This is a genomic window from Paenibacillus oceani, from assembly GCF_014705615.1.
Lineage (GTDB): Bacteria > Bacillota > Bacilli > Paenibacillales > NBRC-103111 > Paenibacillus_AB > Paenibacillus_AB oceani.
Window position 1 is genome coordinate 114,265 of the sequence record NZ_JACXJA010000005.1, and the last position, 24,411, is coordinate 138,675.

Annotated in this window: 23 protein-coding genes and 1 pseudogene; 6 read left to right on the forward strand and 18 right to left on the reverse strand. The window is 55.2% G+C overall.

Annotated features, from left to right (window positions below; all coding sequences use genetic code 11):
* Positions 1–72: 72 nt before the first annotated feature.
* The 5 genes and pseudogenes from IDH45_RS04090 to IDH45_RS04110 form a co-directional block, all read right to left on the reverse strand.
* Positions 73–855 carry an AraC family transcriptional regulator gene (locus IDH45_RS04090; RefSeq protein ID WP_190924959.1) on the reverse strand — a complete coding sequence of 261 codons (783 nt, stop codon included), beginning with the start codon at positions 853–855 and terminating at the stop codon, positions 73–75.
* Positions 856–1,144: 289 nt separating this feature from the next.
* On the reverse strand, positions 1,145–1,594 hold the full coding sequence (locus IDH45_RS04095) for an SMI1/KNR4 family protein (protein WP_190924961.1): 450 nt from the start codon (positions 1,592–1,594) through the stop codon (positions 1,145–1,147).
* A 42-nt stretch (positions 1,595–1,636) separates the two neighbouring features.
* A complete protein-coding gene (locus IDH45_RS04100; RefSeq protein WP_190924963.1) occupies positions 1,637–2,743 on the reverse strand; it encodes a hypothetical protein in 1,107 nt (368 codons plus the stop codon).
* Positions 2,744–2,792: 49 nt separating this feature from the next.
* Positions 2,793–4,496, reverse strand: coding sequence for a DUF6138 family protein (locus tag IDH45_RS04105; protein ID WP_317891140.1), 1,704 nt, complete (start codon positions 4,494–4,496; stop codon positions 2,793–2,795).
* 249 nt (positions 4,497–4,745) lie between these two features.
* Positions 4,746–5,914 (reverse strand): annotated as a pseudogene (locus tag IDH45_RS04110) (ABC transporter transmembrane domain-containing protein); the annotation flags it as partial.
* Positions 5,915–6,482: 568 nt separating this feature from the next.
* Between IDH45_RS04110 and IDH45_RS04115 the strand changes: the two are divergent.
* Together IDH45_RS04115 and hfq are read left to right on the forward strand one after the other, a co-directional pair.
* Positions 6,483–6,911, forward strand: a complete 429-nt coding sequence (locus IDH45_RS04115; RefSeq protein WP_190924965.1) for a VOC family protein — start codon at positions 6,483–6,485, stop codon at positions 6,909–6,911.
* A 241-nt stretch (positions 6,912–7,152) separates the two neighbouring features.
* Positions 7,153–7,395 carry an RNA chaperone Hfq gene (gene hfq, locus IDH45_RS04120; protein WP_317891141.1) on the forward strand — a complete coding sequence of 81 codons (243 nt, stop codon included), beginning with the start codon at positions 7,153–7,155 and terminating at the stop codon, positions 7,393–7,395.
* A 76-nt stretch (positions 7,396–7,471) separates the two neighbouring features.
* Here hfq and IDH45_RS04125 read toward each other — a convergent pair whose 3' ends face one another.
* The gene (locus tag IDH45_RS04125; RefSeq protein WP_190925411.1) at positions 7,472–8,695 is read right to left on the reverse strand and encodes a GTP-binding protein; all 1,224 of its coding nucleotides are present in this window, start codon (positions 8,693–8,695) and stop codon (positions 7,472–7,474) included.
* A gap of 311 nt (positions 8,696–9,006) precedes the next feature.
* Positions 9,007–9,432: a Fur family transcriptional regulator gene (locus IDH45_RS04130; RefSeq protein ID WP_190924966.1), complete on the reverse strand. Its 426-nt coding sequence runs from the start codon at positions 9,430–9,432 to the stop codon at positions 9,007–9,009.
* Positions 9,433–9,700: 268 nt separating this feature from the next.
* Between IDH45_RS04130 and IDH45_RS04135 the strand changes: the two genes are divergently transcribed.
* Entirely contained in the window at positions 9,701–11,275 is a 1,575-nt protein-coding gene (locus IDH45_RS04135; RefSeq protein WP_190924968.1) for a sigma-70 family RNA polymerase sigma factor, read from the forward strand.
* 198 nt (positions 11,276–11,473) lie between these two features.
* Here IDH45_RS04135 and IDH45_RS04140 read toward each other — a convergent pair whose 3' ends face one another.
* Complete coding sequence (locus IDH45_RS04140) at positions 11,474–12,259, reverse strand: DeoR/GlpR family DNA-binding transcription regulator (RefSeq protein WP_190924970.1); 786 nt, start codon at positions 12,257–12,259, stop codon at positions 11,474–11,476.
* A 167-nt stretch (positions 12,260–12,426) separates the two neighbouring features.
* Here IDH45_RS04140 and IDH45_RS04145 point away from each other — a divergent pair, with 167 nt between their 5' ends.
* Positions 12,427–12,885, forward strand: coding sequence for an RrF2 family transcriptional regulator (locus IDH45_RS04145; protein ID WP_190924972.1), 459 nt, complete (start codon positions 12,427–12,429; stop codon positions 12,883–12,885).
* A 230-nt stretch (positions 12,886–13,115) separates the two neighbouring features.
* Here the strand turns inward: IDH45_RS04145 and IDH45_RS04150 are convergent, their stop codons facing one another.
* The 8 genes from IDH45_RS04150 to IDH45_RS04185 all read right to left on the reverse strand — a co-directional run bounded on the left by IDH45_RS04150 (position 13,116) and on the right by IDH45_RS04185 (position 19,922).
* Positions 13,116–14,567, reverse strand: a complete 1,452-nt coding sequence (locus tag IDH45_RS04150; RefSeq protein ID WP_317891142.1) for a SulP family inorganic anion transporter — start codon at positions 14,565–14,567, stop codon at positions 13,116–13,118.
* Positions 14,568–14,880: 313 nt separating this feature from the next.
* Complete coding sequence (locus IDH45_RS04155; RefSeq protein ID WP_190924974.1) at positions 14,881–15,135, reverse strand: hypothetical protein; 255 nt, start codon at positions 15,133–15,135, stop codon at positions 14,881–14,883.
* 10 nt (positions 15,136–15,145) lie between these two features.
* Positions 15,146–15,412, reverse strand: a complete 267-nt coding sequence (locus IDH45_RS04160) for a DUF4184 family protein (RefSeq protein WP_190924976.1) — start codon at positions 15,410–15,412, stop codon at positions 15,146–15,148.
* A gap of 146 nt (positions 15,413–15,558) precedes the next feature.
* Positions 15,559–16,311 (reverse strand): type I methionyl aminopeptidase, encoded by a 753-nt coding sequence (gene map / locus IDH45_RS04165; RefSeq protein ID WP_190924978.1) that lies wholly within the window; start codon positions 16,309–16,311, stop codon positions 15,559–15,561.
* 30 nt (positions 16,312–16,341) lie between these two features.
* The gene (locus IDH45_RS04170; RefSeq protein WP_223836368.1) at positions 16,342–16,980 is read right to left on the reverse strand and encodes a serine/threonine-protein kinase; all 639 of its coding nucleotides are present in this window, start codon (positions 16,978–16,980) and stop codon (positions 16,342–16,344) included.
* Between the two features lie 140 nt (positions 16,981–17,120).
* The gene (locus IDH45_RS04175) at positions 17,121–18,497 is read right to left on the reverse strand and encodes a sensor histidine kinase (protein ID WP_190924981.1); all 1,377 of its coding nucleotides are present in this window, start codon (positions 18,495–18,497) and stop codon (positions 17,121–17,123) included.
* Positions 18,494–19,201: a response regulator transcription factor gene (locus IDH45_RS04180; RefSeq protein WP_190924983.1), complete on the reverse strand. Its 708-nt coding sequence runs from the start codon at positions 19,199–19,201 to the stop codon at positions 18,494–18,496. Before IDH45_RS04180 ends, IDH45_RS04175 begins: the two co-directional genes overlap by 4 nt.
* Positions 19,202–19,301: 100 nt before the next feature.
* The gene (locus IDH45_RS04185; RefSeq protein ID WP_190924985.1) at positions 19,302–19,922 is read right to left on the reverse strand and encodes a phosphatase PAP2 family protein; all 621 of its coding nucleotides are present in this window, start codon (positions 19,920–19,922) and stop codon (positions 19,302–19,304) included.
* A gap of 155 nt (positions 19,923–20,077) precedes the next feature.
* Between IDH45_RS04185 and IDH45_RS04190 the strand changes: the two genes are divergently transcribed.
* The gene (locus IDH45_RS04190) at positions 20,078–20,944 is read left to right on the forward strand and encodes a class I SAM-dependent methyltransferase (protein ID WP_190924987.1); all 867 of its coding nucleotides are present in this window, start codon (positions 20,078–20,080) and stop codon (positions 20,942–20,944) included.
* A gap of 127 nt (positions 20,945–21,071) precedes the next feature.
* On the opposite strand, the gene IDH45_RS04195 is transcribed toward IDH45_RS04190, so the two are convergent.
* Positions 21,072–21,476, reverse strand: a complete 405-nt coding sequence (locus IDH45_RS04195) for a MarR family winged helix-turn-helix transcriptional regulator (RefSeq protein WP_190924989.1) — start codon at positions 21,474–21,476, stop codon at positions 21,072–21,074.
* Positions 21,477–21,727: 251 nt separating this feature from the next.
* Here IDH45_RS04195 and IDH45_RS04200 point away from each other — a divergent pair, with 251 nt between their 5' ends.
* Positions 21,728–21,898, forward strand: a complete 171-nt coding sequence (locus IDH45_RS04200; protein ID WP_190924991.1) for a hypothetical protein — start codon at positions 21,728–21,730, stop codon at positions 21,896–21,898.
* On the opposite strand, the gene gyrA is transcribed toward IDH45_RS04200, so the two are convergent.
* Positions 21,895–24,339 carry a DNA gyrase subunit A gene (gene gyrA, locus IDH45_RS04205; RefSeq protein WP_190924993.1) on the reverse strand — a complete coding sequence of 815 codons (2,445 nt, stop codon included), beginning with the start codon at positions 24,337–24,339 and terminating at the stop codon, positions 21,895–21,897. The genes IDH45_RS04200 and gyrA overlap by 4 nt on opposite strands.
* Positions 24,340–24,411: the final 72 nt, after the last annotated feature.

A 24,411-nucleotide genomic window follows, 5' to 3' on the forward strand; every position in this document is an offset into this window, starting at 1 on the left:
GCGGTCTTGAATATAGTAATAGTAAACCGACCATTACTAGCACAAATCGATTACAGGCTTTTATCAGATCCGTTAATCCCGGGCCAGCTGCCGGTAGGAGAACGGCGTTACTCCAAAATGTTTCTTGAACAACCTGGAAAAATAATTCGGATCCTTGATCCCGACGTGGTACGCGATATCAGAGATTCGGTCATCGGTTTCCAAAATTTTGCGGGCGGCCACAACCAGCTTCAGCTCGGTCATAAATTCGCTGAGGGACTTGCCCGTATGCTGCTTGAACAGCCTGCGGAGCGACGAGGAGCTGATATGAACCATAGCACTCATTTCCTCGATGCTGATGTTCGCATTAAAGTTGTTCATCATATAGTCCAGCACGATCTGAACGCGGTTATCGTGTTTGTTATCCGACTTGATCGTAATTGGTTTCTGCGGCCTTTCCGCTATAGCATTTTCCGAACGATTCATCAGATAACCGACAATTAATTCGAGATAACCTCGGAGCAGGAAGTATTTCCCCCGGCTGACGGAGTCCTTCTCCTTGACGATGCAATGGAAATAATCGCGCACTTGCAGGTCCACACTCTTCACCTTCGTATCGAAGCCCAGAATATCCGACCACACTTCACGGTCGCGAAGCGGGACAGCCGCCGTAAAGCGGATGCTCATAAACGTAAAATCATCCGTAAGCGCCTCGCAAACCAGCTTACTGCCCTGAGGAATGTATACGATATCGCTTTCTTCCAGCTCATAGGTCGTATCGTCGATAACAAAAACAGCTTTCCCTTTTTCAACATAACGAATCATTGAGTACGGAATAGCCGACTCGTAATAACTCCATGTTTGGCGTTTCGGCATATAAAAAATTGAGCCGGATTGCTTGCAGCAGGCCATGATCGGACATGGAGTCCACTCTCCCGTTACATACTAATGGTCAACCTAACCTAAAAAAGGATGCCCCTATTCGAAAGCGATTGGTCCTCATTCGCTTTTCTAGAGACATCCGTCAGCTATAGGCTACACGTATTTTATCTAAGATACTCCTTCATGCAAAATAAGCGGCTCTCGTCCCTACCTGCCAGTTCGTGATACGGCAATCGAACCTCGGTAACCTGATCCTCGTCGACAGCGATCCATCTTTCATTCCCTAGTATTCGAAAAAGTTATCTTCGATCAGTTCGGCAAATGATCCCGCCAGCATGCTCGTCTCTCCCGAGTCATGGTAACAAATATAAACTCCCCCTGTGGAAGCAATTAGGATGGGATCGCCGGAGCCGTCCAGCGAGATGACAAGGCCGCTTCGCAGCAGGGTCTCCGCCTCCGTTACGGTTCCCTCGTACTGCTTCCTGAAGTCCAGCGTTAATTCTACTACCGTCTCGTTTCCCATCGCCGAGCCGTTCGCAAAGGCATGTACGGGAAGACCAGCATAAGCGCCTCCGAACGCTTTAATAAATTCGATATAGTCGGCATCAAAACGAACATCCAACAACCGCTCGGCGGAGGCGATCTGCTCGTCGCCCGCCGGCGTGCCGGACAGCGAAGCGTTATCCGCCCGGCCCAAAAATTGTCGCAGCCGCTCCATCAGTTCTTCCTTCACCGCGGAAACCTCCTATTCCTCCAGCCCGTTACCGGCGCCGGGTTACTCTAAAGCATATAAGCTTACACAACCATAGTCCGTATAAACCGCCAAACAGTCCTTCGTAAACGCGAGATAACACGTTTTGACCACATGCTCGACATCCAAAACGAGTGTCTGCTCCCTCGTATCGAGATCGTACAGGCGAACTTTGCCGTACTTGTATACGGCGAGCAAGTTTTTGCCGGTATGGATCGCATAGCTCTTTATTTCACCCAGGTCCCAGTCTTCGCTCTTGGCCGGTTCCGCCACGTCATAGGCGAGCAGCGACCAGGAGCCGTATTCCTCTTGGGTGAACAAATAACGGCCGTCCGGCGAGAAGGACATGCTCGCCGTCATCGCTTGTTTCGCTTTGCTTATCGGCTGCTCGCGCCCTGTCGCCAAATCGACTATGACGATTTCATCGCTTTGCGCGCAGTAAGCCATCCTGCTCCCGTCCGGCGATAATACCGCACAAAGCTGGGGGCTGTGCCCGCCGTACAGCTCGGGTGTAACTTGGCGGGTATACCGGACGGCGTCCGCCCTCAGGTCGTACACGACGAGATGCGGATCGTCGTACCATACCGCCGACGCGCCTGACAGAGCCAGAGCGCTAACCGGATGCCGGCTCACGGCCGTATAGGCCCGGACTTCACCGTTCCCTGCAGACAGCCCGATGATTTGATGATCCCGGTTCATTAGCAGTACGTTCAGCTCGGGACAGAAACGCATGTCGAAGATCATCGGCCCGCCGGGAAGCTCGTACGATTTCCGTGTCTCGCCCTGATCGTCCAGCAGGTACACGTCTTCTTTCTCGAATTGATTCACTACATAGCTGCAGTAAAAAGTATTCGTATCCTCAACCGGCGCAAGCGGCATCGAACCGGTGTAACCGCCGCCGATATACCGGTGCAGGACGGGCTGTCCGGCGTCCGCCTCCGGGTTCAACAGCACCATTCCTTTTTTCAGCCGGCTCCATACTTCCTTCTGTACGTGCTTGGCGGCTTGCTCCGGATTTTCGAACGTTTTCTCTTTCGGCTTGCCTCCGTTTCCGGTGGTGAAAATCCGATTTCCGTCCTGCTGGATCGACCAGGTTTTCCCGCTCGCTTTATCCGTTAACGTTCGTTCCATAACATCCTCCTTGTGAATACACGGCAGCCATCCGAACGCGCACTCCCGTTCAGGGAAGGCGACGCTTCTTGTCCGTAAATGACAGGATGGAGGCTAATAATGGCGCAGGCTCTCCTTTTTCTTTGCGGATTCTCGCCTGTAGCTTGTCTGCGCCGCCCCAGACGATATCTACGAGATGCTCGGCCTCATACGGCTCCATGCCTTGAACGACAGCAGCCAAAGCTTGCAGAACCGCTTCGGTTTCGAACAAGGCCCGCTCCTTGGCGAGCTGCTTGGCGAATCGGCCTTCCGTACACTTCAGAAGACAGGCGGCTACGATCGGGATCGTCGACTCGTCGATTCCGTACTGCTTGACGAAGGTCAAGGTGAAAGCCGTCTGCACCGACTGATGCTCCTCGTCCACACAGCGCATATACGATTCGATCAACGGGAAATACCGCCGGTCCGCAAGCCCCAGTCCGAATACGGCGTACGTACCGGGCATGCAGCACGGCTCATCTTCGGTATCGTCATACCATTCATACTCGGCGATCGCGAGCTTCGCATACGTTTCCAGCCTTGGATACAGCTCGGCATATTGCAACGCGTTGGCGAAAAACCGGTGCGTTAACGATTTGTCCAGGCCCGGTACGGGGAGGACGTGCTTGGCCTGGGATTTCAGCTTGATCCGGTAGCTTTTGGAAAACCCCTTTTCGAGCAAATTGCATATAAAATCGATCGCTTTGGCGTAACTGTCGGCACACTCCGTCTTGATCTGCACCGTCACGGTCGAAAATACGTCGTTAGCCCGGCATTCCACAAGTTCGTCGCGATATCCGACATCCGCCGCATCCATCGTGCCGCTGCCTTCCTTCATGATCCGTTCCGCCTTGTCGCTTCCGAGTTCCTTCAGCCGTTCGAGCAAGTCCAGGCCCGATTGTCTGCTGTAATTCGGCTCGTGCTTGATAATGAGTATCGCCGTATTGAGCGCTAGCTCCATCTCCTTCGGATCTGCGGGCGTCTGCTCGCCGATCGCTTTCATCGTGTAAACCGGGAGGCCCCATTGTTCCTTTCTGCAATCGAAGTGCCGCGGGAGGAAGACGGTTTCCGTCCACTGGCTCAACGCGCGGATAAATGTAGCCCGATGCTCGGCCAGCTTCTCCTTGTTGCTTTTGTTCAGCTCGATGACTCGCTCGTACAGGCTCAGGATGCCGGCCGCGTCAACGTTCGGATACAAGCCCGGATCAACCAAATGATTCGATAGAAAAAAGGTTTCCAGCGGTTTCGTAGGATACTGTCCGTTGCGCAGCTTGTTCTGTATGTATTGGTCGAGCCTTAGCAGCAGCTGTGCTTTTTTCCCCTCATCGACATAGTCCACGACCGGGACGACGAGTTTGCCGTCCGCCAGCGTGAATTCGCCGATTACGGTAAACCTGTAATTCAACAGCGGATTCGACGCATAACGCGTAATCCGTTGCAGCAGACGCTCTTGCAGCTGCGGCAGCAACCCGCTTTCGATCGCCTCCTTCGTCAAAGGTTCCGTCCAGCGGCTGCCCTGCTCCTCCACTTCCGGCGAGCCGAAATCGTCGTCATACGAATAAAGGCGGATGCGGCCGTCTTTGTATTCGAAGCGCAAATAATCGTGGATGCCGATCTGCAGCGTCGTGCGTCTTACAATCTCCCCGGCATCCTTCTTCTCGATCTGATCGAACCACCGGTTGACCGCATCCGCGATCTCCTCCGCAATCGTTGTGATTTTCGTCTGTTGTTCCACTGTTGCTTCACCGCCATAACCAAATGATGTAGTAATAAATCTGCTTCCCTTGAAAACGATTATAAATTTTCAACAACGAAAGGTCTGCGGGTCCTTGTACCTAATTGCCTGGGACGCCTGCCGCCCGATTCGGTAAAACGTACTGCCGCCGGTCCGCTCGTCTCCGGAACGTACCAGCCGAGCGTATACCCGCTGACGATCACGTTCCCGCTTCCCGCTCCGACACCTCCTTACGGAGAACCCCCGCCGGCCCATCTTCACTTCCCCCTGGTCCGGATCGTAGAAACGGGCAATTAGCCGGAGCACGGTGCTTTTGCCGCTTCCCGACGGGCCGACGAGCGCTGTAAAGGAGCCGGACGGCATGGGCAGGCTCACGTCTTTCAGCACCGGCTTGTCGAGATAGCCGAACGTGACTTGCCTGAACTCGATATCGTGTCCTTCCGGCGGCGGCCGATCCCCTTGCATGACAGGCTCCTGCATCAGCTGTACGATCCGCTCCCCTGCTTGCTCATAGTACCGGAATTCCGCATAACCCGTAAGCGCCGTCGTCAAAGGATCGAACAACCGGGTACCGACGAAAAGAAAGGCGACGAATACGACAACATCCAGACTTCCCCCGAGCAGCGTGTATACCCCGGTGATGACCATCAGGGTAAGCCCCGCCCGGATGAAAACGATCGCGCTAAGCACGACCGGTCCGAGCGTTCCCTCAAGCCGGATGCTCTCCCGCATAAAGTCCAGAAACGAACGGTCCAGCCGGGCAAACCGGTCTCCGGTCATATTATACGCTTTGATGACACGGATGCCGCTCAAATACTCCTGGAACCGGTTCACCGCGCCGATCTTGGAGCTTCCGCTGGAGCCCGGAGGTCGTCAGGACGAGCAGGACGAGCAAGACGGCAACCCGGAAGCGCGGCGAACAGCGAAAGCGCCATCCGCCAGTCGAGCAGCGCCAGACCGGCGGGCGCGACAACCGGCATGACGACCGCGCCGATCATTTGCGGGACGAGATGGGAGATGCCGTGCTCCAGCATCGTAAAGTCGCCCATCATCATACCCGCCAGATCGCCGGGATCGCGCTTGTTCAAATAGCCGAGCGGCAGCTTGCGCAGATGTTCGGCCAGCCGCGCTCTCCCTTCCGCCGCCGCGCTGTATGCACTGCGGAATTGCGCCTTGCACGCCGGTACTTCGCACAGGTACAGCACCACCAGCGAAGCCGCCATCGCGCCGCACACCCACCAAAGCCGTACCGTATCGAATACCGCTCCGGGAGATGCAAACGGTTCGAACAGAAGCCTGACCGCTTCCGCCAACAGCGCATAAGGCACGATTCCCGCCAGATTGGCGAGCGATGTTAACAAGACGGGCTTGAGTAAAGCACGGGGATTACCCGCGGTTATGTTGCGCAGCATGTTCATGTCCGGGCACAGCCTTCATCCGCCAGCGTGTGGGAGTGAATGGGGATCTTCGCTCAACCGCTCGTTGATTAGGGTGTGTGAACAACTCGAATCCGAATGAAGCCACGCCCGTAAACCCGTTTCTTGTGAATGATCGCGTTGGGCGTTGCCGGGACGGCATGCATACAGGCTGCCACCGCAGGCAGGAGAAGTCGAGCAGCCGGGTGCCGGCCGCTTCCTCCATAAACCGGTGGAAGGCGGAAACCGGAATTCCGATCGCCAGCATCAGATAAGGCTCTTCCCCGTTAAACTCGAAATGGACTCCGAGCCCTAATCCTCTTGTCCTCGCCCCGGATGCAGCCGATATGCGTCTGCACAAGTTTAATCGGGAAACACAGGGGGAATATTGGATTCATGAGCCAAGTTGAGCAATCCCTTAGAGGTGATGCGCTAGAATTCAGGTGCAGTTCATACAACCTTTACAGATCATCGCCGCTTAGGAGGTTGGCTCAGAAGGCAGATCAATGATACAATTTTGTTGGACAACAATTTTCGCCCTTTCCAAATCCGGTTACGAGGAGTGAAGCAAGTGTCTGTCGATATTTACATGAATTTTAACGGTAATTGCAGGGAAGCCGTGCTGTTTTACGCTAAAGTGTTCGCTACGGAGCAGCCGCATATTATGACCTTTGGAGAGGCACCGCCGCCCCCCGACTACACCCTTCCGGAGGAAGCCAAAGAATTGGTCATGCACTCCCGTCTTCAGATCAGCGGCAGCAACGTGATGTTCTCGGACATCTTTCCGGGCATGCCGTTCGTCCAGGGTAACAACATAAGCCTCGCCGTCGTCAGCTCCAATCTCGACAATATCCAATCGTACTTCCATAGCCTGAAAGAAGGCGGCACGGTCCGGATGGAGCTTCAGGAAACGTTCTGGAGCAAATGCTACGGCAGTCTCGTTGATAAGTTCGGCATCGAGTGGCAGTTCAGTCACGACAACGGAGAAATGACGAAATAATTTAAAAAACCTCCAAAACCCATTTGCATGGTTCTGGAGGTTTTTCGTTGCCGGCGGTTCGGCTCAGCCGATCCGGTACAGCATACATTCGTAGTATCGGATGTGAAAAACCTTCCGAAACGGAAAAATTTCGCCTTCCCGTTACGATTACGTTGGAAATTCATGTAACTCGACATGATATTAAGTGCGGATCTATAGTATAATAGAGATAACCCTGATTAGTAGAGAGAGAGGGATATTGGTGATTGAAGAGCTGGCCCCGACAAAGGCGGAATTGATTCAAGACCGCCGTCTGAACACCCTGCGCAAAAACCGAGCAATCTGCACCATCATCATTATGAACGGAGCCCGGATTAAAGGCACGATCGACGCCTTCGACAAATTCGTCGTGTTGATCCGCGAATCCAAAAGCAAGCAGTATTTAATCTACAAGCACGCCATATCGACCATCGTTACAGACACCGCTGTCGAGTTCGACTCCTGAGCGCACAAGAAGAGGCACACCGGGAAGCTGCCGTACGGGCAAACTTCTCGGGGCCTCTTTTTCTTCGCGCTTTGGCTTACAACGGTTCGACCGCGCTCCATTCTTCCGCAGGGGCTTTCGGGAAATCGTCGCGGAAGCCGCGCCAATCGCGCGCCATCTCTTCCTCGGTCAGCAGACAGGAATCGAGCGCCGAGGCGATCGACGGAATATCCATCTCCATCCCGATCATCACCATCTTGCTTGCCCGGTCTCCATACGCCGGATGCCAGCTGGCCCGCAGCTTCTCGTCCTCCTGCAAATACAACCGACGCTCCTCCTCCGGCAGCGAAGCGATCCAGTAACCGGCGGGGCCGAATTGGATCGACGGACCGGCCTGGCTGATCGATTGGCCCATCTCATTGCGCGTAGCGAGCCAGACGATGCCTTTCGCACGGACGATTTCCGGCGGCCATTCGCTCATCCACCCCATCAGCCTGCCCGGGTGAAAGGGCCGTCTCCGTTCGTAAACGAACGACGATATACCGTATTCTTCCGTTTCCGGCGTATGGGCCGGCTTCTCCATTTCTTGAATCCAACCTGCGGACACACTCGCCTCGTCAAAATTGAACAAGCCGGTATTTAAAATTTGCCCGGGATCGACCTGCCCGTTCACCGCCCGAAGGAGTCTGGCTCTCGGCTGAAGCTTACGCAGCGCCGCCTCCAACTGTTGCAGGTCGTTTTCCTCCACCATATCGCACTTGTTAAGGATCAGCACATCGCAAAATTCGATCTGATCGACGAGCAGATCGACAACGTCCCGGGTGTCCTCCTCGCCTACAGCCTGCCCCCGGTCAAGCAGCGTCTCCCCCGACGAATAATCGTGCCAGAACCGGTAGGCGTCCACGACCGTCACCATGCAATCAAGCCGGCAATACCGCGACAGATCGATCCCCTGCGCCTCATCGACATAGGTGAACGTCTGGGCGACCGGCACAGGCTCCCCGACCCCCGTCGATTCGATCAGCAAGTAATCGAACCGGTTCTCCTTCGCCAGCTTCTCCACCTCGTGCAGCAAATCTTCCCTGAGCGTACAGCAGATGCAGCCGTTCGACAGCTCGACCAGCTTCTCGTTCGTGCGCGACAAACCTCCGCCGTTTTTGATCAGATCCGCGTCTATATTCACCTCGCTCAAGTCGTTTACGATGACGGCCACCTTCAGCCCGTTGCGGTTATTTAGCACATGATTCAGCACCGTCGTTTTTCCCGCTCCCAAATAGCCGCTTAATACGGTAACCGGAATTTTGTTGTCGTTCAATGCAATCGCGCTCCCTTGTATGTAATTTTTACGATCACAAGCCACACTTGCGCTTTCGTGCAACAATTTTTCGAAACCGGGCTGGCCCGGACCAATCGATGTACGCGTCTTGTATTAAATCGTAATTTTTACTATTAAATCGTAACACAAATCCGCTGATGCCGTCAACAGGCTATATGTGGGCCCGCCGTTTCCACCAACGGCCAAAAAGCCGCAAAAGCGGCTTGGGGAAAAAGCGCCGGACCCTTCCGCTCAGTAAAGTCCTCCGGCAAGTCCGTATCCGGTGCCGCTTCCGGCTGCGGCAGGTCCAGCCGTTATTAACTTTGGCATTCCTCGCAAATCCCGTAAATTTCGAAGCGGTGGTTCATAATTTTATAGTTACCCGGCAGACGATTGAGCTGCTCCATCGGGCAAAAGTCAAACGTTAACGTTTTCTCGCAATTGGTGCAAATTAAATGATGGTGATGGTGCGACGAACAGCTCGCCCTGAACTTCAAGCCGCCCTCCAGAAAATAAAACTGCTCCAATACGCCCATCTCGCTGAGCATCCGGAGATTACGGTATACCGTATCGAAGCTGACTCCGGGGTATTTGACCCGCATCTGGTCGTACACGTCCTTGGGAGACAAATAACCGTCCGCGCCTGCGAAGATGGACGCCATCGTCTTCCGCTGGTCCGTAATTCTCCATCCGCTTCTCGCCATCTTATCCAGCATGTTCTGTATCGAGCCGGTCTCCGTCATCCTAATCTCCTCCGTGTCGTATACTCTCCATTGTGCCGCAAAAGCTGTCGTAAATCAAGGCTTACTCCCCGGTACGGCCGTTCGAGCGGACTTTGCGCGGTTTGCCCGCTGGACAAAACAGCGCGATTGACATTGAATACCGGCAGCTTTTCCAGTACCATCGGAATGAACGTACGATTTTCGCATTCCTTTTTTATACGATCCGGTAACCTTTTCGTCAGCCTCCGGCACTTAGTAATAGAACGCTAGTCAGAAAGGATGGCATCTCATGGATTCGGTAAAAGCGGCGCAGCAGGGAGACCGCGATGCATTCGCTCAACTGGTCCGCCAATTCGGCGATATGGCCTATGCCGTCGCCTGCAATCAACTGAACGACCCTTATCTGGCCGAGGATGCGGTGCAGGAATCGTTTGCCGAAGCTTTCGTTCATTTATCCCGCCTGCGCGACCCGAATGCTTTTCCCGGCTGGTTCAAGACGATTGTTACCCGCCAATGCAACCGGATTGTGCGCCGGAACCGGGAATCGTCCTTGCCGTACGAATTCGTGTCACAGCTCGCCTCCGACCAGCCCTCGCCGCACGAACTGGCGGAGAAAAGGGAATTCCGCCGGATGATTCACCGGTCCGTCTCCGTCCTGCCCTACCGGCTGAGGGCCGCGGTCCAGCTGTTCTATATTCACGGGTATTCCCTCGCCGAAATTTCGGCCTTTCTCGGAACGCCGGTCCCGGCCTTGAAGAAACGTTTGTTTGACGCCAGACACAAATTGAGAAGCGTGATACCGGTTGCGGATTTCGTATCCGTATTCCGGGAGCTGAATGAAGGAGGAAGTAAGGTGCTGCACATTGTTAACGGCGATTCGGTAGTGGAAACTTTAAAGCAGGGGGTCGTTCAGGGGGACATTTTGGTATGGCGGGAAATTTATTCGGAAGGTCCGGTATTTGCCGAGCAGGCGAATCCGGACGCCCTCGCTTTCCGGGCTTCCCGCTTGGAGCAGACGCTCGGGATTCCGCGCGATCTGTTTTTATCCGGCTGTGAGGCGCAGGAGCGGCAGCTGGCCGGATTTCGCGACTATGACGAGATCGTGTTATGGTTCGAGTACGACTTGTTCGACCAGACGATGCTTTGTTACTTGCTCGACTGGTTTTCGAGACAATCGCTGGGACGGACGAAGCTGCATTTGTTATGCATCGGGTCGTTTCCCGGAATCGAGAACTTTCGGGGATTGGGCCAATTATCGTCCGGGCAATTGACATCGTTATCCGGAACGTGGAATCCGGTCAACCACTCGGAGCTGGAACTGGGCAGCCGCGCCTGGCAAGCGTTCGTTTCCCCGGACCCGCGCCCGCTGGCCGCGCTGCTTCAGGAAGACTGCTCCGCTCTGCCCTATCTCAAGGAAGCGTTTCGGTTCCACCTGTCGCGGTACCCTTCGGTGCACAACGGACTCGGAATCGTGGAGCAGTTGCTGCTGGAGCAGCTTGCCGGCGGCATCGACCGGCCGTTTGAACTGTTCAGCCGGGTCGGAGCGAAGGTGAACTGGTTCGGCATGGGCGATATCCAGTTCTGGTCCATTCTGCGTTCGCTGGCGCAGGGACGGGAAGCCCTTCTTCGTCTGGAAGGCGCGTCCGATTTCCCCGGTCTCACAGGCCCCCCGCCGGAATTCGGCAGCAGCCGCCTTGTCCTGACCGAGACCGGCCGTAATGTGCTCGAAGGAGCGCTGGATCGGATCGCAGTGCAAGGAATCGACTGCTGGCTGGGCGGCGTCCATCTGCATGCGGGTTCCCCCGACTGGCGGTGGGACCCGGAGCGACAAACGATTGTACGGATGGAACCCGGTCCGGAGTAAGGAGACACATGCGACACCAAAGGACTTAAAAACCGCAATTCGCCAACTGCCCGTTATCGTGCTGGCACGACATGTGCATCCGGCCCGAGGCGGGGCGGTTGGCCCTTCTTCCGGCGTATGGAGCGTATCGCCGCCACGTCCCGAGCTGTCCCCGGACGCGTCTATTCGAACCGCTCGCCTCCCGCCGCCAGCCCGCACTCAAAGCGCATGAATCCAGTTCACATCCAGCTCCTGCATGATCTCTCTCCACTCTTCCGGCATATCTACGTCGCATACGATGGTATCCACCTGCTCCAGATCGGCCATCTTATAAAAACGGGCTTCCCCCAGCTTGGAGTGGTCGGTCAGGACGACCGTCCGTCTGGAGTGTTCGATAATTTTGCGGGCGAGCTGCCCCCGTTCGGCATCGAACCCGGTAATTCCCCGCTCCGGCGTTACGCCGTCAACCGAGATGAAGGCGATGTCCGCATAAAATTGTTCGACCGCCTGTTCCGCGATCGAACCGGATACCCGGGCGTGAGCCGCATTCACTTTGCCGCCGAGAAAATACGCTTGTCCGGTAAACAGCCCTTTGTTCATATAGTCGATCAGCAGATGGAGCGCAGGCACGGCAAATGTCAGCACGGTCACATTGCGCTTATCCGACAAATAATGGATCACCTGCTGCGTCGTCGTGCCGTCGTCGATAAAAACGACGTCGTTGTCCTCCACCAGCGTAACGCCCGCCCGGCCGATGCGTCTCTTCTCTTCGGCAAACAACACTTCGCGGTTCAAATACGGCGGCTCCTCGCGCGACGGATTGAGCTTGACCGCTCCGCCGTACACCCGCTTCAGCTTGCGTTTGGCCTCCAGCTCCTCCAGATATCTTCGGATCGACTCGGAGGATACGCCGAACTGCTCCACCAGCTCCTGCGTCGTCACTTTCCCCTCGCTCTCAAGCCTGTCCAGTATCCAATGTTTTCTCTCCTCGCCTGCAAGCGACATCCGATCAGCTCCCGGAAACATATTCGTATTTTGCCATTATACCACGTTTGTCTCCACAATCTGTATACAACCGCCCTCCTGGTGGTCCGCCGGCAGACGGCAACGATAAGAAACCGCTTTTCAAATCGGACGGGAAGCGTCACAATAGAGAGGGAGGTGGAACTTGGATGACGACACCGGGCAATCAACACCCTTCAACGCCGAAAAGGCTCGGATACGCCCTGCAAACCTTAATCTTGCTGTCCAGACATCAGGACGGCGTCTGTCCCAGCTGCAATATGGCGGAGAGCATCGAATCCCAGGCGGCGCTGCTGCGCCGTATTTTGGCGCGGCTGGCCAGCCACGGGTTGGTCGAGGCAAAGGAAGGGCGGGACGGCGGATACCGGCTCGCCAAGCCGCCTGAGGCGATTACGATCGCGGACGTCTACGTCGCTATGCAGGTCGAAGAACCGCTTACCCGCGGCTTGATCGATTCCACCTCAAGCGGAATGTTCGGACAAGAGATGCAGGCCGTCTTCGCCGGATTGACGGAAGATTTGGAGAGACGGCTGCTGGACGGGCTTCGCCGGCAAACGGTCGCAGATCTGATCCGCTCGCTCGAATGCCATACCCGGGCCGCCAGATGAGGACCGAATCGGGGGCTGCTCCCGTACCTCATCCCCTATAAGGAAACAGCTTCGCATGATTTCCTGAGCCTGAATGAAGAAAAGCTTCTGCACAGGCGGCAGCTTTTCTCGTTGTTTAGGTCATGACGAGCCCCTACAACTACCAATAAGGCACTCCCTACAAAAAAGAATCCCTCCTGACTTCGCATCAAGGATGCGTCCGGAACGGATTCTTTTTTTGCTGGCGCTCGTTAGGGATTGGCCGGAACGGCCAGCCCCAGCTTGTCGACGAGCTGCCGGCTTTGCTCGTTAAGCCCGACGAGTTGTACCTGTTTACCCGCTTGCGCATATTTGGCCTGTACTTTGGCTATCGCCTTAACCGCCGACTGGTCCCACACATGCGAATGCGCAAAGTCGATCCGCACGATATCGGGGTCTTCCGTTACTGCAAACAAATCGGCGAACGGATACACCGTTCCGAAGAACAGCTGCCCGTACACCGTATAGGTGCGGACGCCTTGATGCTCGGAGGCGGTCGTCCGGATCGACGCCATTTTCCACGCAAATATAATCGCGCTTAGTACCACCCCGGCAATAACTCCTTTGGACAAATCATGAGTGACGACGACAATCGCCACGGTTGCGATCATCACGACCGCATCGCCAAGCGGAACTTTACGAAGCTCCGTTAAGGAACGCCAGTCAAACGTGCCGATCGAGACCATAAACATGACGCCGACGAGAGCGGCCATCGGAATTTGCTTCACTACATTCCCGAGCACGAGGATGAGAAAAAGCAGGAACATACCGGCCACGAACGTGGACAGCCTCGTTCGCCCTCCCGATTTGACGTTGATAACCGACTGTCCGATCATCGCGCAGCCCGCCATGCCGCCGAAGAAGCCGGTCACCACGTTGGCAATGCCCTGTCCTTTGACTTCCCGGTTTTTATCGCTTGGCGTATTCGTCATCTCGTCCACAATCGTTGCCGTAAGCAGCGATTCCATAATGCCGACTAGCGCCAGCGAGAACGAATATGGCAGCACGATCCACAATGTGTCCAGCGTGACCGGAACTTGCGGAAGATGAAATACCGGCAGCGAACTGGAAATAGTCCCCATATCACCGACCGTTTTCACATCGATTCCCGTACCGATCACAATAGCCGATATGACGATAATCGCTGCTAATGCCGAAGGGAACACCTTTGTCAATCGGGGAAGAAGATAGATGATGGCCAGCGTCGCGGCGACGAGCACATACATCAGCCAGCCCTCTCCTGCAAAATGCGTCAGTTGCGCCATAAAGATCAAAATCGCCAAAGCGTTGACAAATCCGGTTAAAACCGAATGGGGTACGAACGTAATCAGCTTGCCGATTCGCAGAACGCCCATCAACACCTGCAATATCCCGGTAACTACCGTAGCCGCGAACAAATACTCGACTCCATGCTGCTTCACCAATGTAACCATCACAAGCGCCATCGCTCCGGTCGCCGCCGAGATCATCGCGGGCCTGCCTCCGACAAATGCGATAATGACGGCGATGCAAAACGAGGCATACAACCCGACCATCGGGTCCACGCCCGCAATGAGCGAGAATGCGATCGCCTCCGGAATGAGCGCCAAAGCAACTGTAATGCCGGACAACACGTCTGCTCTCACGGTCGATACGTTCCAATTATTCAATTTTCCGCCAAACACAGGCAAAACTCCCCCTCTTATCGTTGTATCGTTGACTTTCCACTCTCAGAAAAGTCGGGTCCGATGTTCGCCAGTAGCCATTATACATAAAACGTTCGGATGGGACGAGTCCGGCAGTGTCGAATGAAAGCGCTTGTATAATCGTTATCCTTACTAATCCTCTTGCTTACGAATTATTTCCGACTGATTCGTCTGCACGCGTTGGCCGAGCCAGGCCAAGCACCAATAGACGCTCCCCGAACCACTTCTGAAGTGGATAGGAAGCGTCTGCCGCAGCAGTATGGACTCCAGTCGAACTTGGAGCAACTTGACCTCAACTCCCGGCGCCTTGTTTCCGGTCCGCCCGGGGCCTTCTCCTGCGCGCCGTAAGAAACGCCACCAAAGCGGTTATGAATCCGATCACCGCTCCCGTTACCGAAGCGACGGATACAATCATCAATCCATACCTGCGATACCCGGTATCGTACAGCAGCAGGCCCAGCGCCGTAGCGCCAAACAAAGACAACAGGACGACCGACCAATAACCGATCTTCGCCGGTCCGGATATAAATTCCGGTATACGGATCACATCACGTCTGCTATGTATAAAAGCAACAAACACCAGCAGCTCGATCGCCATGCACTAGCTTGTGAAAAAGATAACACATCAGGATGGAAACCGGCAGCCCAATCGTCAGCATCCCCATCGGAGAATGACCGAAACCGGTATCGGCCGGCCGGAGCACGACGAAATTCATCAAATCCGGCGCCAGCGTTCCCGCTACGAGTCCGGTTCTGTTGAATTTGTTCGGAAAAAGCTTGTCGATCGCGATAGCCGTTACCGGATGAGCGGGCGTGTAAGGCATCAAGCACCTCCGGCAGCAAAATCGGGGACGGTATCATCAGGATAAGTCACCGATACAAAACGTATCAGATCCTGTTTTATCTGTCAAATCCGATCCGCCTCCTTATCATTGCGTCTTTAACCGCTAATCGCGCTTATCCCTAGCGGTCAGACAGTCAGCACTACAGGCCCCTCGCTGGTCACCACAACCGTATGCTCGAATTGCGCGACGAGACTGCCGTCCGGCGTCCGGATCGTCCAGCCGTCCTGTTCCTCCAAGACGTATTCCGCACCTGTGGACAAAAACGTTTCGATAGCGACCACGACACCGTTCTGAAGCAGCCGTCCGTCCTTTTTATTCTCAAAATTCACGATATCGCCCGGCTCCTCGTGAAGCTTTCTCCCTACACCGTGCCCGGCCAGATTGCGAATGACCGTAAACCCGCTTCGGCGGGCTTCGCGTTCGATCGCTTTGCCGATCCGGTTCAGCTTCGCCCCCGGCTTCGCTTCCGCGATTGCCAGATCCAGCGCAGTCCGCGAGCTGTCGACCAGCCGCCGCTTCAGCTCCGTATTCAAACCGTTCCCTTCAACGACGATCGTAGCTCCGGTGTCGGCGTAATACCCGTCCAGCTCGGCCGAGACGTCTACGTTGACCATATCGCCCGTGCGGATTTTTCTGCGCCCCGGGATGCCGTGTGCGGCGACGTCGTTCAGGCTGATGCACGTCACACCCGGAAAATTATAGGTTTTGCGCGGAGCGGAGACGGCCCCGTGCTCCTTCAGCACCGATTCGCCGATCGCATCCAGCTCGGCCGTCGTCATACCGGGACGAACCGAACGCAGCATCGAGTCGCGCGCCATCGCCACAATCCGGCCGATTCGTCTAAGTCCCGCCCAGTCTTTCTCATTCTCAACTGTCATCGCAATCCCTCCCACTGCCTATGTTTCGGATCAGGAGCTGCCTCTTTTGCGGATGATCCGGTACCCCTTGCGCAGCATGTTCAGCAGCGGATTCGGGATCGGAACCGTCACGCGCAGCAGAAGCGGCTTATAAAACAAATTATACATCCTTTTGAAATCGTCCCACATCGCACAGTGCTCGTCTTTCAGAAAATCCGATACGTCCAGAACCGCTCCGCGCCCGTCGATCATCATCACATTTTTGCCGTGAACGTCGTGCGGATTAAGCCCTTGCTTCCGCGCATAATCGAGCGCCTTATCGATATCGGTAATAACCCGCTCCGGAATCCGGATTCCTCTTCGCAAACATTCGTACAGCGTCACTCCGGTAAGCCGCTTTAGAACGAGAAACGTATCGTCTGCATAATAACATTCCGAATAGGCCGGATGACACCCCAGTTTCCGGTATACCTGGATCTCATCGGGCAGTCCGGGACGGCCTTCGGCATAAATTTTGACGACTCTATCCGGCTCAGCCGGATGGAGCAGTACCGCCGCATAATTGCCGGCGCCAACTACCCTCCACGGCTTGGGTACGAAGACCACTTCAACCGGTTCGTACGGATCCAAACTGCGGATACTCAGCTGCGGCAACAGCTCGTCTTTCACCTGTTTCACATACGGTATCATCAGCAACACACTCTCCCGGACATCACACGGCCGCCGCATGCCGGACATCCTAATCAGCTACCGGTTTCCCGGTACTAGAATTATCCGGCAAATTCGCGCTTCCGTCAATTCTCCTCCGGATAAAATGAGCGCTTGTACGGTTACGGCGCAGTCAAACCGCCCGAGTCTAACGGTATCGATACGGCCACTCTCGTACCGGCGCCAAGCCGGCTTCGCACTGCAATCGTGCCCCCGTGGCGGCTCACTATATTTTTGGCGATCGACAGACCGAGCCCGAAGCCGCCGGTATGCCGTTCCCGGGCATGGTCGACCCGGTAAAACCGGTCGAAGATGTAGGGAAGCTCCTTCTCCTCAAATCCGATCCCCCGGTCCTCCACCTCGAACCGGACCGTCTGCTCATGGGAGGCGGCCCGGATTCGTACCGGCTTGGAGCTGTACTTCACGGCGTTATCCAGCAAGATGATCAGCAGCTGTCTGAGCTTCTCCGGATCGCCGGTCATCGGGATGGACTTCGCTTCGCATTCCACCTCGATCCGCCGCTGAAACCCGATCTCCATCGCCGCCGCCGCCGCACGGATGACGGCCAGCATGTCCATCGGCTGCGGCTTCAGCCGGTCCTCCCTTTCCGTATCGGCAAGCTGCATCAGCGCCTCTACCAAACCTTTAAGCCGGTTCGCCTCGTCTTGAATCGCTTCCACCGCTTCGTCCCGCAGCGCGGGATCTTTGCCGCCCCATCTCCGGAGCATGTCGGCATAACTTGCGATAATCGTCAGCGGAGTTCTCAGCTCGTGCGAAGCGTCGACGACGAATCTTTTCTGCTTGAGCACCTGCTCCTCCAGCCGGGCGATCATCTCGTTGAACGTAGTGCCGATTTTGCCAAGCTCGTCGGTTTTGTTCGTAAACCCGTCGTCGAGTTTACGGAACGTGCCGCTTTGCTGAATCATGTGCATCGTATTGTACAGCTGCCGGAGCGGTAAAAATATAAACCGGGAATAAAAAAAGCTGCCGATCACCGAGATCATAACCGCCCCGACCGAGGCGAGGACGATGGCCGACAACAACACATCCATATAATCGTTCCACCGGTGAAGCAGCCGCCCAATCTCCAGCACGCCGATTTGTTCATTTTGGGTCTGGATCGGCACGAGCACATACATATACCGTAGCCGGTCGATCCGCTTGATCAGAAACAGCCTGCGATCGACAACTTGAGGCGGCTTAAGCGCGATCGCCTCGTTGTTCAGCAGCTGCACCTTCACCTTGCCGTCCATGCCGACGATCCGGATCATCTCGTCGCTGACATGAAACTCGGCGAACAGCTTATTCGGACTGCGCCAGTTTTTCGGATCGAGCACCTGCTTGTTTTCGAGAATCGACTTCGCCTTGGTCAGCATCAGCTCTTTCTCGCTTTTCGTCGTAATGTTGATGACGAACCAATACAGGAACCCGCTGAACAGCACGAGGATGAACACGAGCCAGGCCGAGGATAACACCATTAACCGGACGCGGAGACTCATGTCGTCTTCTCGCCCTCAGACGGGTCTTTCATGTAATAGCCGACCCCCCGGCTCGTCTGGATCAGCTTCGTTTTATGGCCTTCGTCCACCTTCTGCCTCAAATAACGCACGTACACATCGACCAGATTCGTATCCCCGGCGAACTCGAATCCCCAAACGTCCGCCAGTATTTGTTCCCTGGACAGAACCGTTCCCGCATACTTCATAAAATAAAGCAGCAGCTCGAACTCCCGGGGAGTCAGTTCAATGTTCGCACCGCTCCGGACTACCGTTCTCGTCTGGGCATCGAGAGTCAGATCGTCGACCCGGTACGTCTGCTCCTTTCCTTCGGCCTTCAGCCTCGAGGAGCGGATCAGTCCGCGCACCCGCGCCATCAGCTCTTCGATCGCAAACGGCTTCGTCACATAATCGTTGGCGCCGAGGTCCAGACCGCTGACCTTGTCCGGAACCGAATCCCGGGCGGTGAGCATGATGACGGGGACCGTCTTGTTCGTCTTGCGCAAGTTCTCAAGCACTTCCAGCCCGTCCATACCCGGCAGCATAATATCCAGCAGGATCATATCCCAGGCGCCTGTCTGCGCCAGCTTGAGCCCTTCCGGCCCCGTCTTGGCCAGCGTGACCTCATATTGCTCGTGCCGCAGCTCCAGCTCCAGCACCCGGGCAATTTTCTTCTCGTCTTCCACCAGCAATACTTTACCGCTCATAGCTCCTCCGCGATCCGTCACATGTCCTAAGAATCCCTTCCGCTTCCACTTGCAGGGTCTTATTCCCATTGTTCCCGACCGGGACGGTTGTAATTCCTGATTAGGACCGTCCGGACACGGCTCCGGCACATACAAGCATCCAGGCGCCGCCTATGGCAAATCCCGCGACGATATCACTCGGATAATGGACGCCCAGATAGATCCGGCTGATGCCGATCCCCAGGATGAGCAGGATGCCGGCCACGACGGTCGTATAAGCGGCTGCCTTGTTGCGCCTTCTCCATTGCCGGTACAGCAAATAAACGATCAGGCCGTAGAACGACGCCGACATGAGCGCATTCCCGCTCGGAAAGCTGTAGCCCGCCGCTTCGATCAAAGCGTCGGCAGTTGGACGCGGCCGCTCGAATACACTCTTCAGCCCTTTGTACAAGCCGAAGGCGACAGCCAGGTTCATGACGAGTATAAGCGGCTCGAGCCGTTTCCTGAACGTAAAGACGAACAAAGCGGCAAACACAACCAGCAAAAGCGAGAATACCGTCGTGGACACCAGCGGGGAAAAAGCTTTGAACACGATGGTCAGACCGTCTGACCTCCAGCCTCTAATCCAGTCTCCGACCGCCTCGTCGAAGGCGGTCGGACCGTCCTTGCGCATCGTAGCCGCAATAACCGCAAACAAAACGAGCAACGCTACAGAACCGATCCAGTAGTTCCGTCCTTTCATTCCTAACCCTTCTTTCTTAGTTATCCGTAAAAATTTCAACTCCATGCTATCACAGATCGGCGTCCGTGAACAGAACGGAAAAGGAGAGTGGATATCGGCTTCCTTCATGATGTAGAATAGAGTGGAACCTTAAGATGAAAGAAGGATTGTGCCGCATGTTTTACGCAAACGATTGGAAAGATTACGAATTGCTGGACACCGGAGACGGGGACAAGCTTGAACGTTGGGGCGATGTCGTATTAAGACGACCGGACCCGCAAATCATATGGCCAATCCGCAAAGAGACGGGCGCCTGGAAAAACGCGGACGCTCACTACCACCGCAGCAGCTCCGGCGGAGGACAATGGGAGACGAAGGGCGAGCTGCCGGAGCGTTGGGTGATCGGGTATGACAAGTTATCCTTTTACATAAAACCGACCGGTTTCAAGCACACGGGACTATTTCCGGAGCAGGCGGTAAACTGGCGGTGGATGATGGACAAAATCGCATCGGCCGGCAGACCGGTCAAAGTCCTCAACCTGTTCGCCTATACGGGCGGGGCGACCGTTGCCTGCGCGTCCGCAGGCGCCGAAGTGTGTCATGTCGACGCGTCCAAGGGTGTCGTCCAGTGGGCGAAGGAGAACGTACAGCTGTCCGGACTCAGTCAGAAGCCGGTCCGGTTTATTACCGACGACGTGTTCAAATTCGTACAGCGCGAAGAACGCCGGGGCAACCGGTATGACGCCATCATTATGGACCCGCCTTCCTATGGACGAGGCCCCGGCGGCGAGACGTGGAAGCTGGAGACGAATTTGTATCCGTTCGTCGAGTTTTGCGCCGGGATCTTGTCGGACAACCCGTTGTTCTTCCTGATTAATTCCTACACGACCGGGCTGTCTCCTACCGTCATGCATAACATCTTGTCGATGACCGTCGCCCGCAAATACGGAGGGACGATCACATGCGGAGAGATCGGGCTGCCGATCACCTCGTCGAAGCTGTTCCTGCCGGCCGGCATCCTTAGCCGATGGGAAAGCAAGTAATCGCATACACAAGGAAAGAAGCGTACAGGGCCACTCCGCTGTGCGCTTCTTTCGTTTCACTGATATGGAATTCCAGACCGTCTACTTCCTTGAACATGATTTCCGGGCTAGACCGGAATAGAATGGACTAATTAGCTACCTTGCCGAGCAAATACACGAGGAGCTGCTGATTATGAGACGAGATCCGGTCCAACTGCGAGTGAATGAACTCATTGCGGAGCTCTACGCCGCGCGCGCACTCCGACTTTCCTTTCTCGGTCGGAATAATCCAGACGATCCGGCGGTCCTTCTCGTCGCGCTGACGCACGATTAGTTCGTTTTTCTCCATCCGGTCAAGCAGTGTCGTTACCGCAGCCGGGGTCGTATTCAGATGCTCCAGCAGATCGGACGGCTTCATCTGATCCTGGGCAAGCAGCACTTCAAGCACGTTTAACTGGCCTTCCGTAAGCGTCGGGGCAAGCTGCGTCTCCATGTATGTTCTCAAGTCTCTGCTGATTTTACTCCACAGCTTTACAAATTGGTTGGAATACAAATCATTCACCTCTCTTCAGCTTTGCGCGGGCAAAGCCGGCATGGGAAGCGCGGGGACGATCAACGATATCCGTTATGTTGCTACCTGTCTCTATTATAGCACCCGAGATTGTCGGATTAAAGGTTAATACTATTAATATTTTGCAACAGAAACCGGGGAAAGCTTTAACATTTTGATAGGTTTCAACATATGCTGAAGGATACGGCTCGCGGAACTTGGCGACTGGGAGCGATGAAGGAGGAATACCCGAGATGGATCAGGCGCAAAAAGCGGAGATTGTCAAAAAAGCGTTAACCGAGGGCATAATAAACGACCCACAGTGGCTTCATAAGCTGGATGAGCCTATGCCCGCGTGGGCCGTTATCGAATTAATCGTCAAGCTGCTGGAAAAGCTTGATCCTCCGTACGATACGTACGATTAAAGCGGGACGGATCGTTTGATGACGGAGATAACCCGGTCCCCTTTGGCAACGGGAATCACCGGCTTGCCGGGCGATTTGCGATCCTCGATCGACGCCTCCTCGGTCGAGAAGGAGTGCTGGACGCCGCTTTGAAGAATCGCAGTCAGATGAAGCGCATGTTTGACAAAAAACACTTCCTGCAAAGCCGAACCATTCGGCTTGACCCGCTTGCCTTCCTTGAATTCGAATGTAATGATCCCTTTGCCGCCCCGCCCTTGCACCGGATAATCGAGCAGGAGCGAGCTTTTGGCATATCCCAGATCGGTGACGACCCAGATTTCGCCTTCCTCGCCTTCCACCCACTGCGCCGCGATCACTTCGTCGTCATCCTTAAGCTGTATGCCCCTGACGCCCGCGGCCGCCCGGCCCATCGGGTTCACTTCCATTTCCTTGAACCGGATGCTCATCCCGAGCCGGGTTACGATTAATATTTCTTTCGAGTTGTCGCTTAGCACGACATCGATCACTTCATCCGAATCGCTGAGCTTAATCGCAACGATTCCTCCGGAGCGGTTCGTGTAATACTCTTTCAGCTCCGTCCGTTTGACTTGCCCTTTTTTGGTAAGAAAAACGAACGATTTGCCGGGATCGTCAAACGACTTGATCGGAATGACGGAGATGATCCGGTCTTCTTTGGCAATCGGAATCACGTTCACGATCGCGGTCCCGTTCTCCTTCCATTTGTATTCCGGAATCTGATGGACCGGGAGCAGATAAGACAACCCTTTTTGCGTAAAAATAAGCAGGCTGTCGATCGTATTCACTTCCAGCAGATGGCGGATGTAGTCGCCTTCCTTGACGCCGGTGCTTTCGATCTCCCCGCCCGAGCGGGTAAACGACAGCATGCTCGTCCGCTTCAGGTAGCCGTCCTGTGACAATGTAACGAGCACGTCCTCCGGCGTCACCATCACTTCCAGGTTCACCTTCAGCTCCTCGATCTCTTCCTGGATATCCGATCTCCGGTTGATGCCGTACTTGTCGCGAATCTCCGTCATCTCTTCCTTGATGACAGCCATCAGCTTCTTTTCGCTCGACAGCAGGCCACGCAAATATTGAATCGTCTTCTGGATTTCCTTGAGCTCTTTCTCGAGCGACGTAATCTCCAGATTGGTCAACCGGTATAATTGCAACGTTAGAATTGCGTCGGCTTGCCGTTCGGTAAAAGCAAACTTCTCGATCAAGTTTTTTTGTGCGTCCTGGCGGTTTTTCGAGGAACGGATCGTTTCGATGACAGCGTCGAGAATGTTCAGCGCCTTAACGAGCCCTTCCAAAATATGCGCCCGATCCTCCGCCTTCTCCAGCTCGAACTGCGAACGCCGGGTCAGCACTTCCTTCTGATGGGCGATGTACGCTTCCAGCATCTCTTTGACGCCAAGCTGCCTAGGCGTTTTGTTGACGATCGCCACCATGTTGAAGTTGTAGGCTACTTGCAGATCCGTCTTTTTCAGCAAATACGTCAATATCCCTTGGGCATCCGCTTCCTTCTTCAGCTCGATGACGATGCGCAGACCGTTCCGCCCGCTCTCGTCGCGCACTTCGGCGATACCCTCGATCTTTTTCTCGATCCGGATATTCTCGATCGCCGTGACGAGCTTCGACTTCACGACCTGGTACGGAATCTCGGTAACCACAATTTGCTGACGGCCGCCCTTCATATCTTCAATCGCGGTTTTCGCGCGGATATAGATACGGCCTTTACCGGTCTGATACGCTTCCTTGATCCCTTCCGAGCCCATAATGATGCCGCCCGTCGGGAAATCCGGACCTTTCATGATCTGCATCAGCTGCTCAAGCGTCATGCTGGAATCGTCGATCAGAGCGATGCAAGCGTTGATGACTTCGCGAAGGTTATGGGTCGGAATTTCCGTAGCGAAACCGGAGCTGATGCCGCTGACGCCGTTCACGAGCAAGTTCGGATAACGCGACGGGAGCACGGCAGGCTCCTTGGTCGTATTGTCGAAATTGTCCTTGAACAACACAGTCCGCTTGTCGATATCCCTCAGAAGCTCCATCGCGATCTGCGACAGTCTCGCTTCGGTATACCGCATCGCCGCCGCCGGATCATCGTCAAGCGAGCCCCAGTTGCCGTGCCCGTCGATCAGCGTATGCCCCATCTTCCACGGCTGCGCCATCCGGACCATACCTTCATAGATGGAGGAGTCTCCATGCGGGTGATAATTGCCCATGACGTCCCCGACCGTCTTGGCGGACTTGCGGTAAGGCTTGTCCGGCGTATTGCCGGCATCGTACATCGCATACAGGATGCGGCGCTGTACCGGCTTCAGACCGTCGCGGACGTCGGGAATCGCCCGGTCTTGAATAATATATTTGGAGTAGCGGCCAAACCTGTCGCCGACTACTTCTTCGAGGAATGCAGGCAAATGCTGTTCGGATGCGCTCAAGCTCGGATCACCTTCCTATCGATAATTAACAAACGCAAATTGGGATGCGAAAAGGGCGGAACGTTCCGGCTG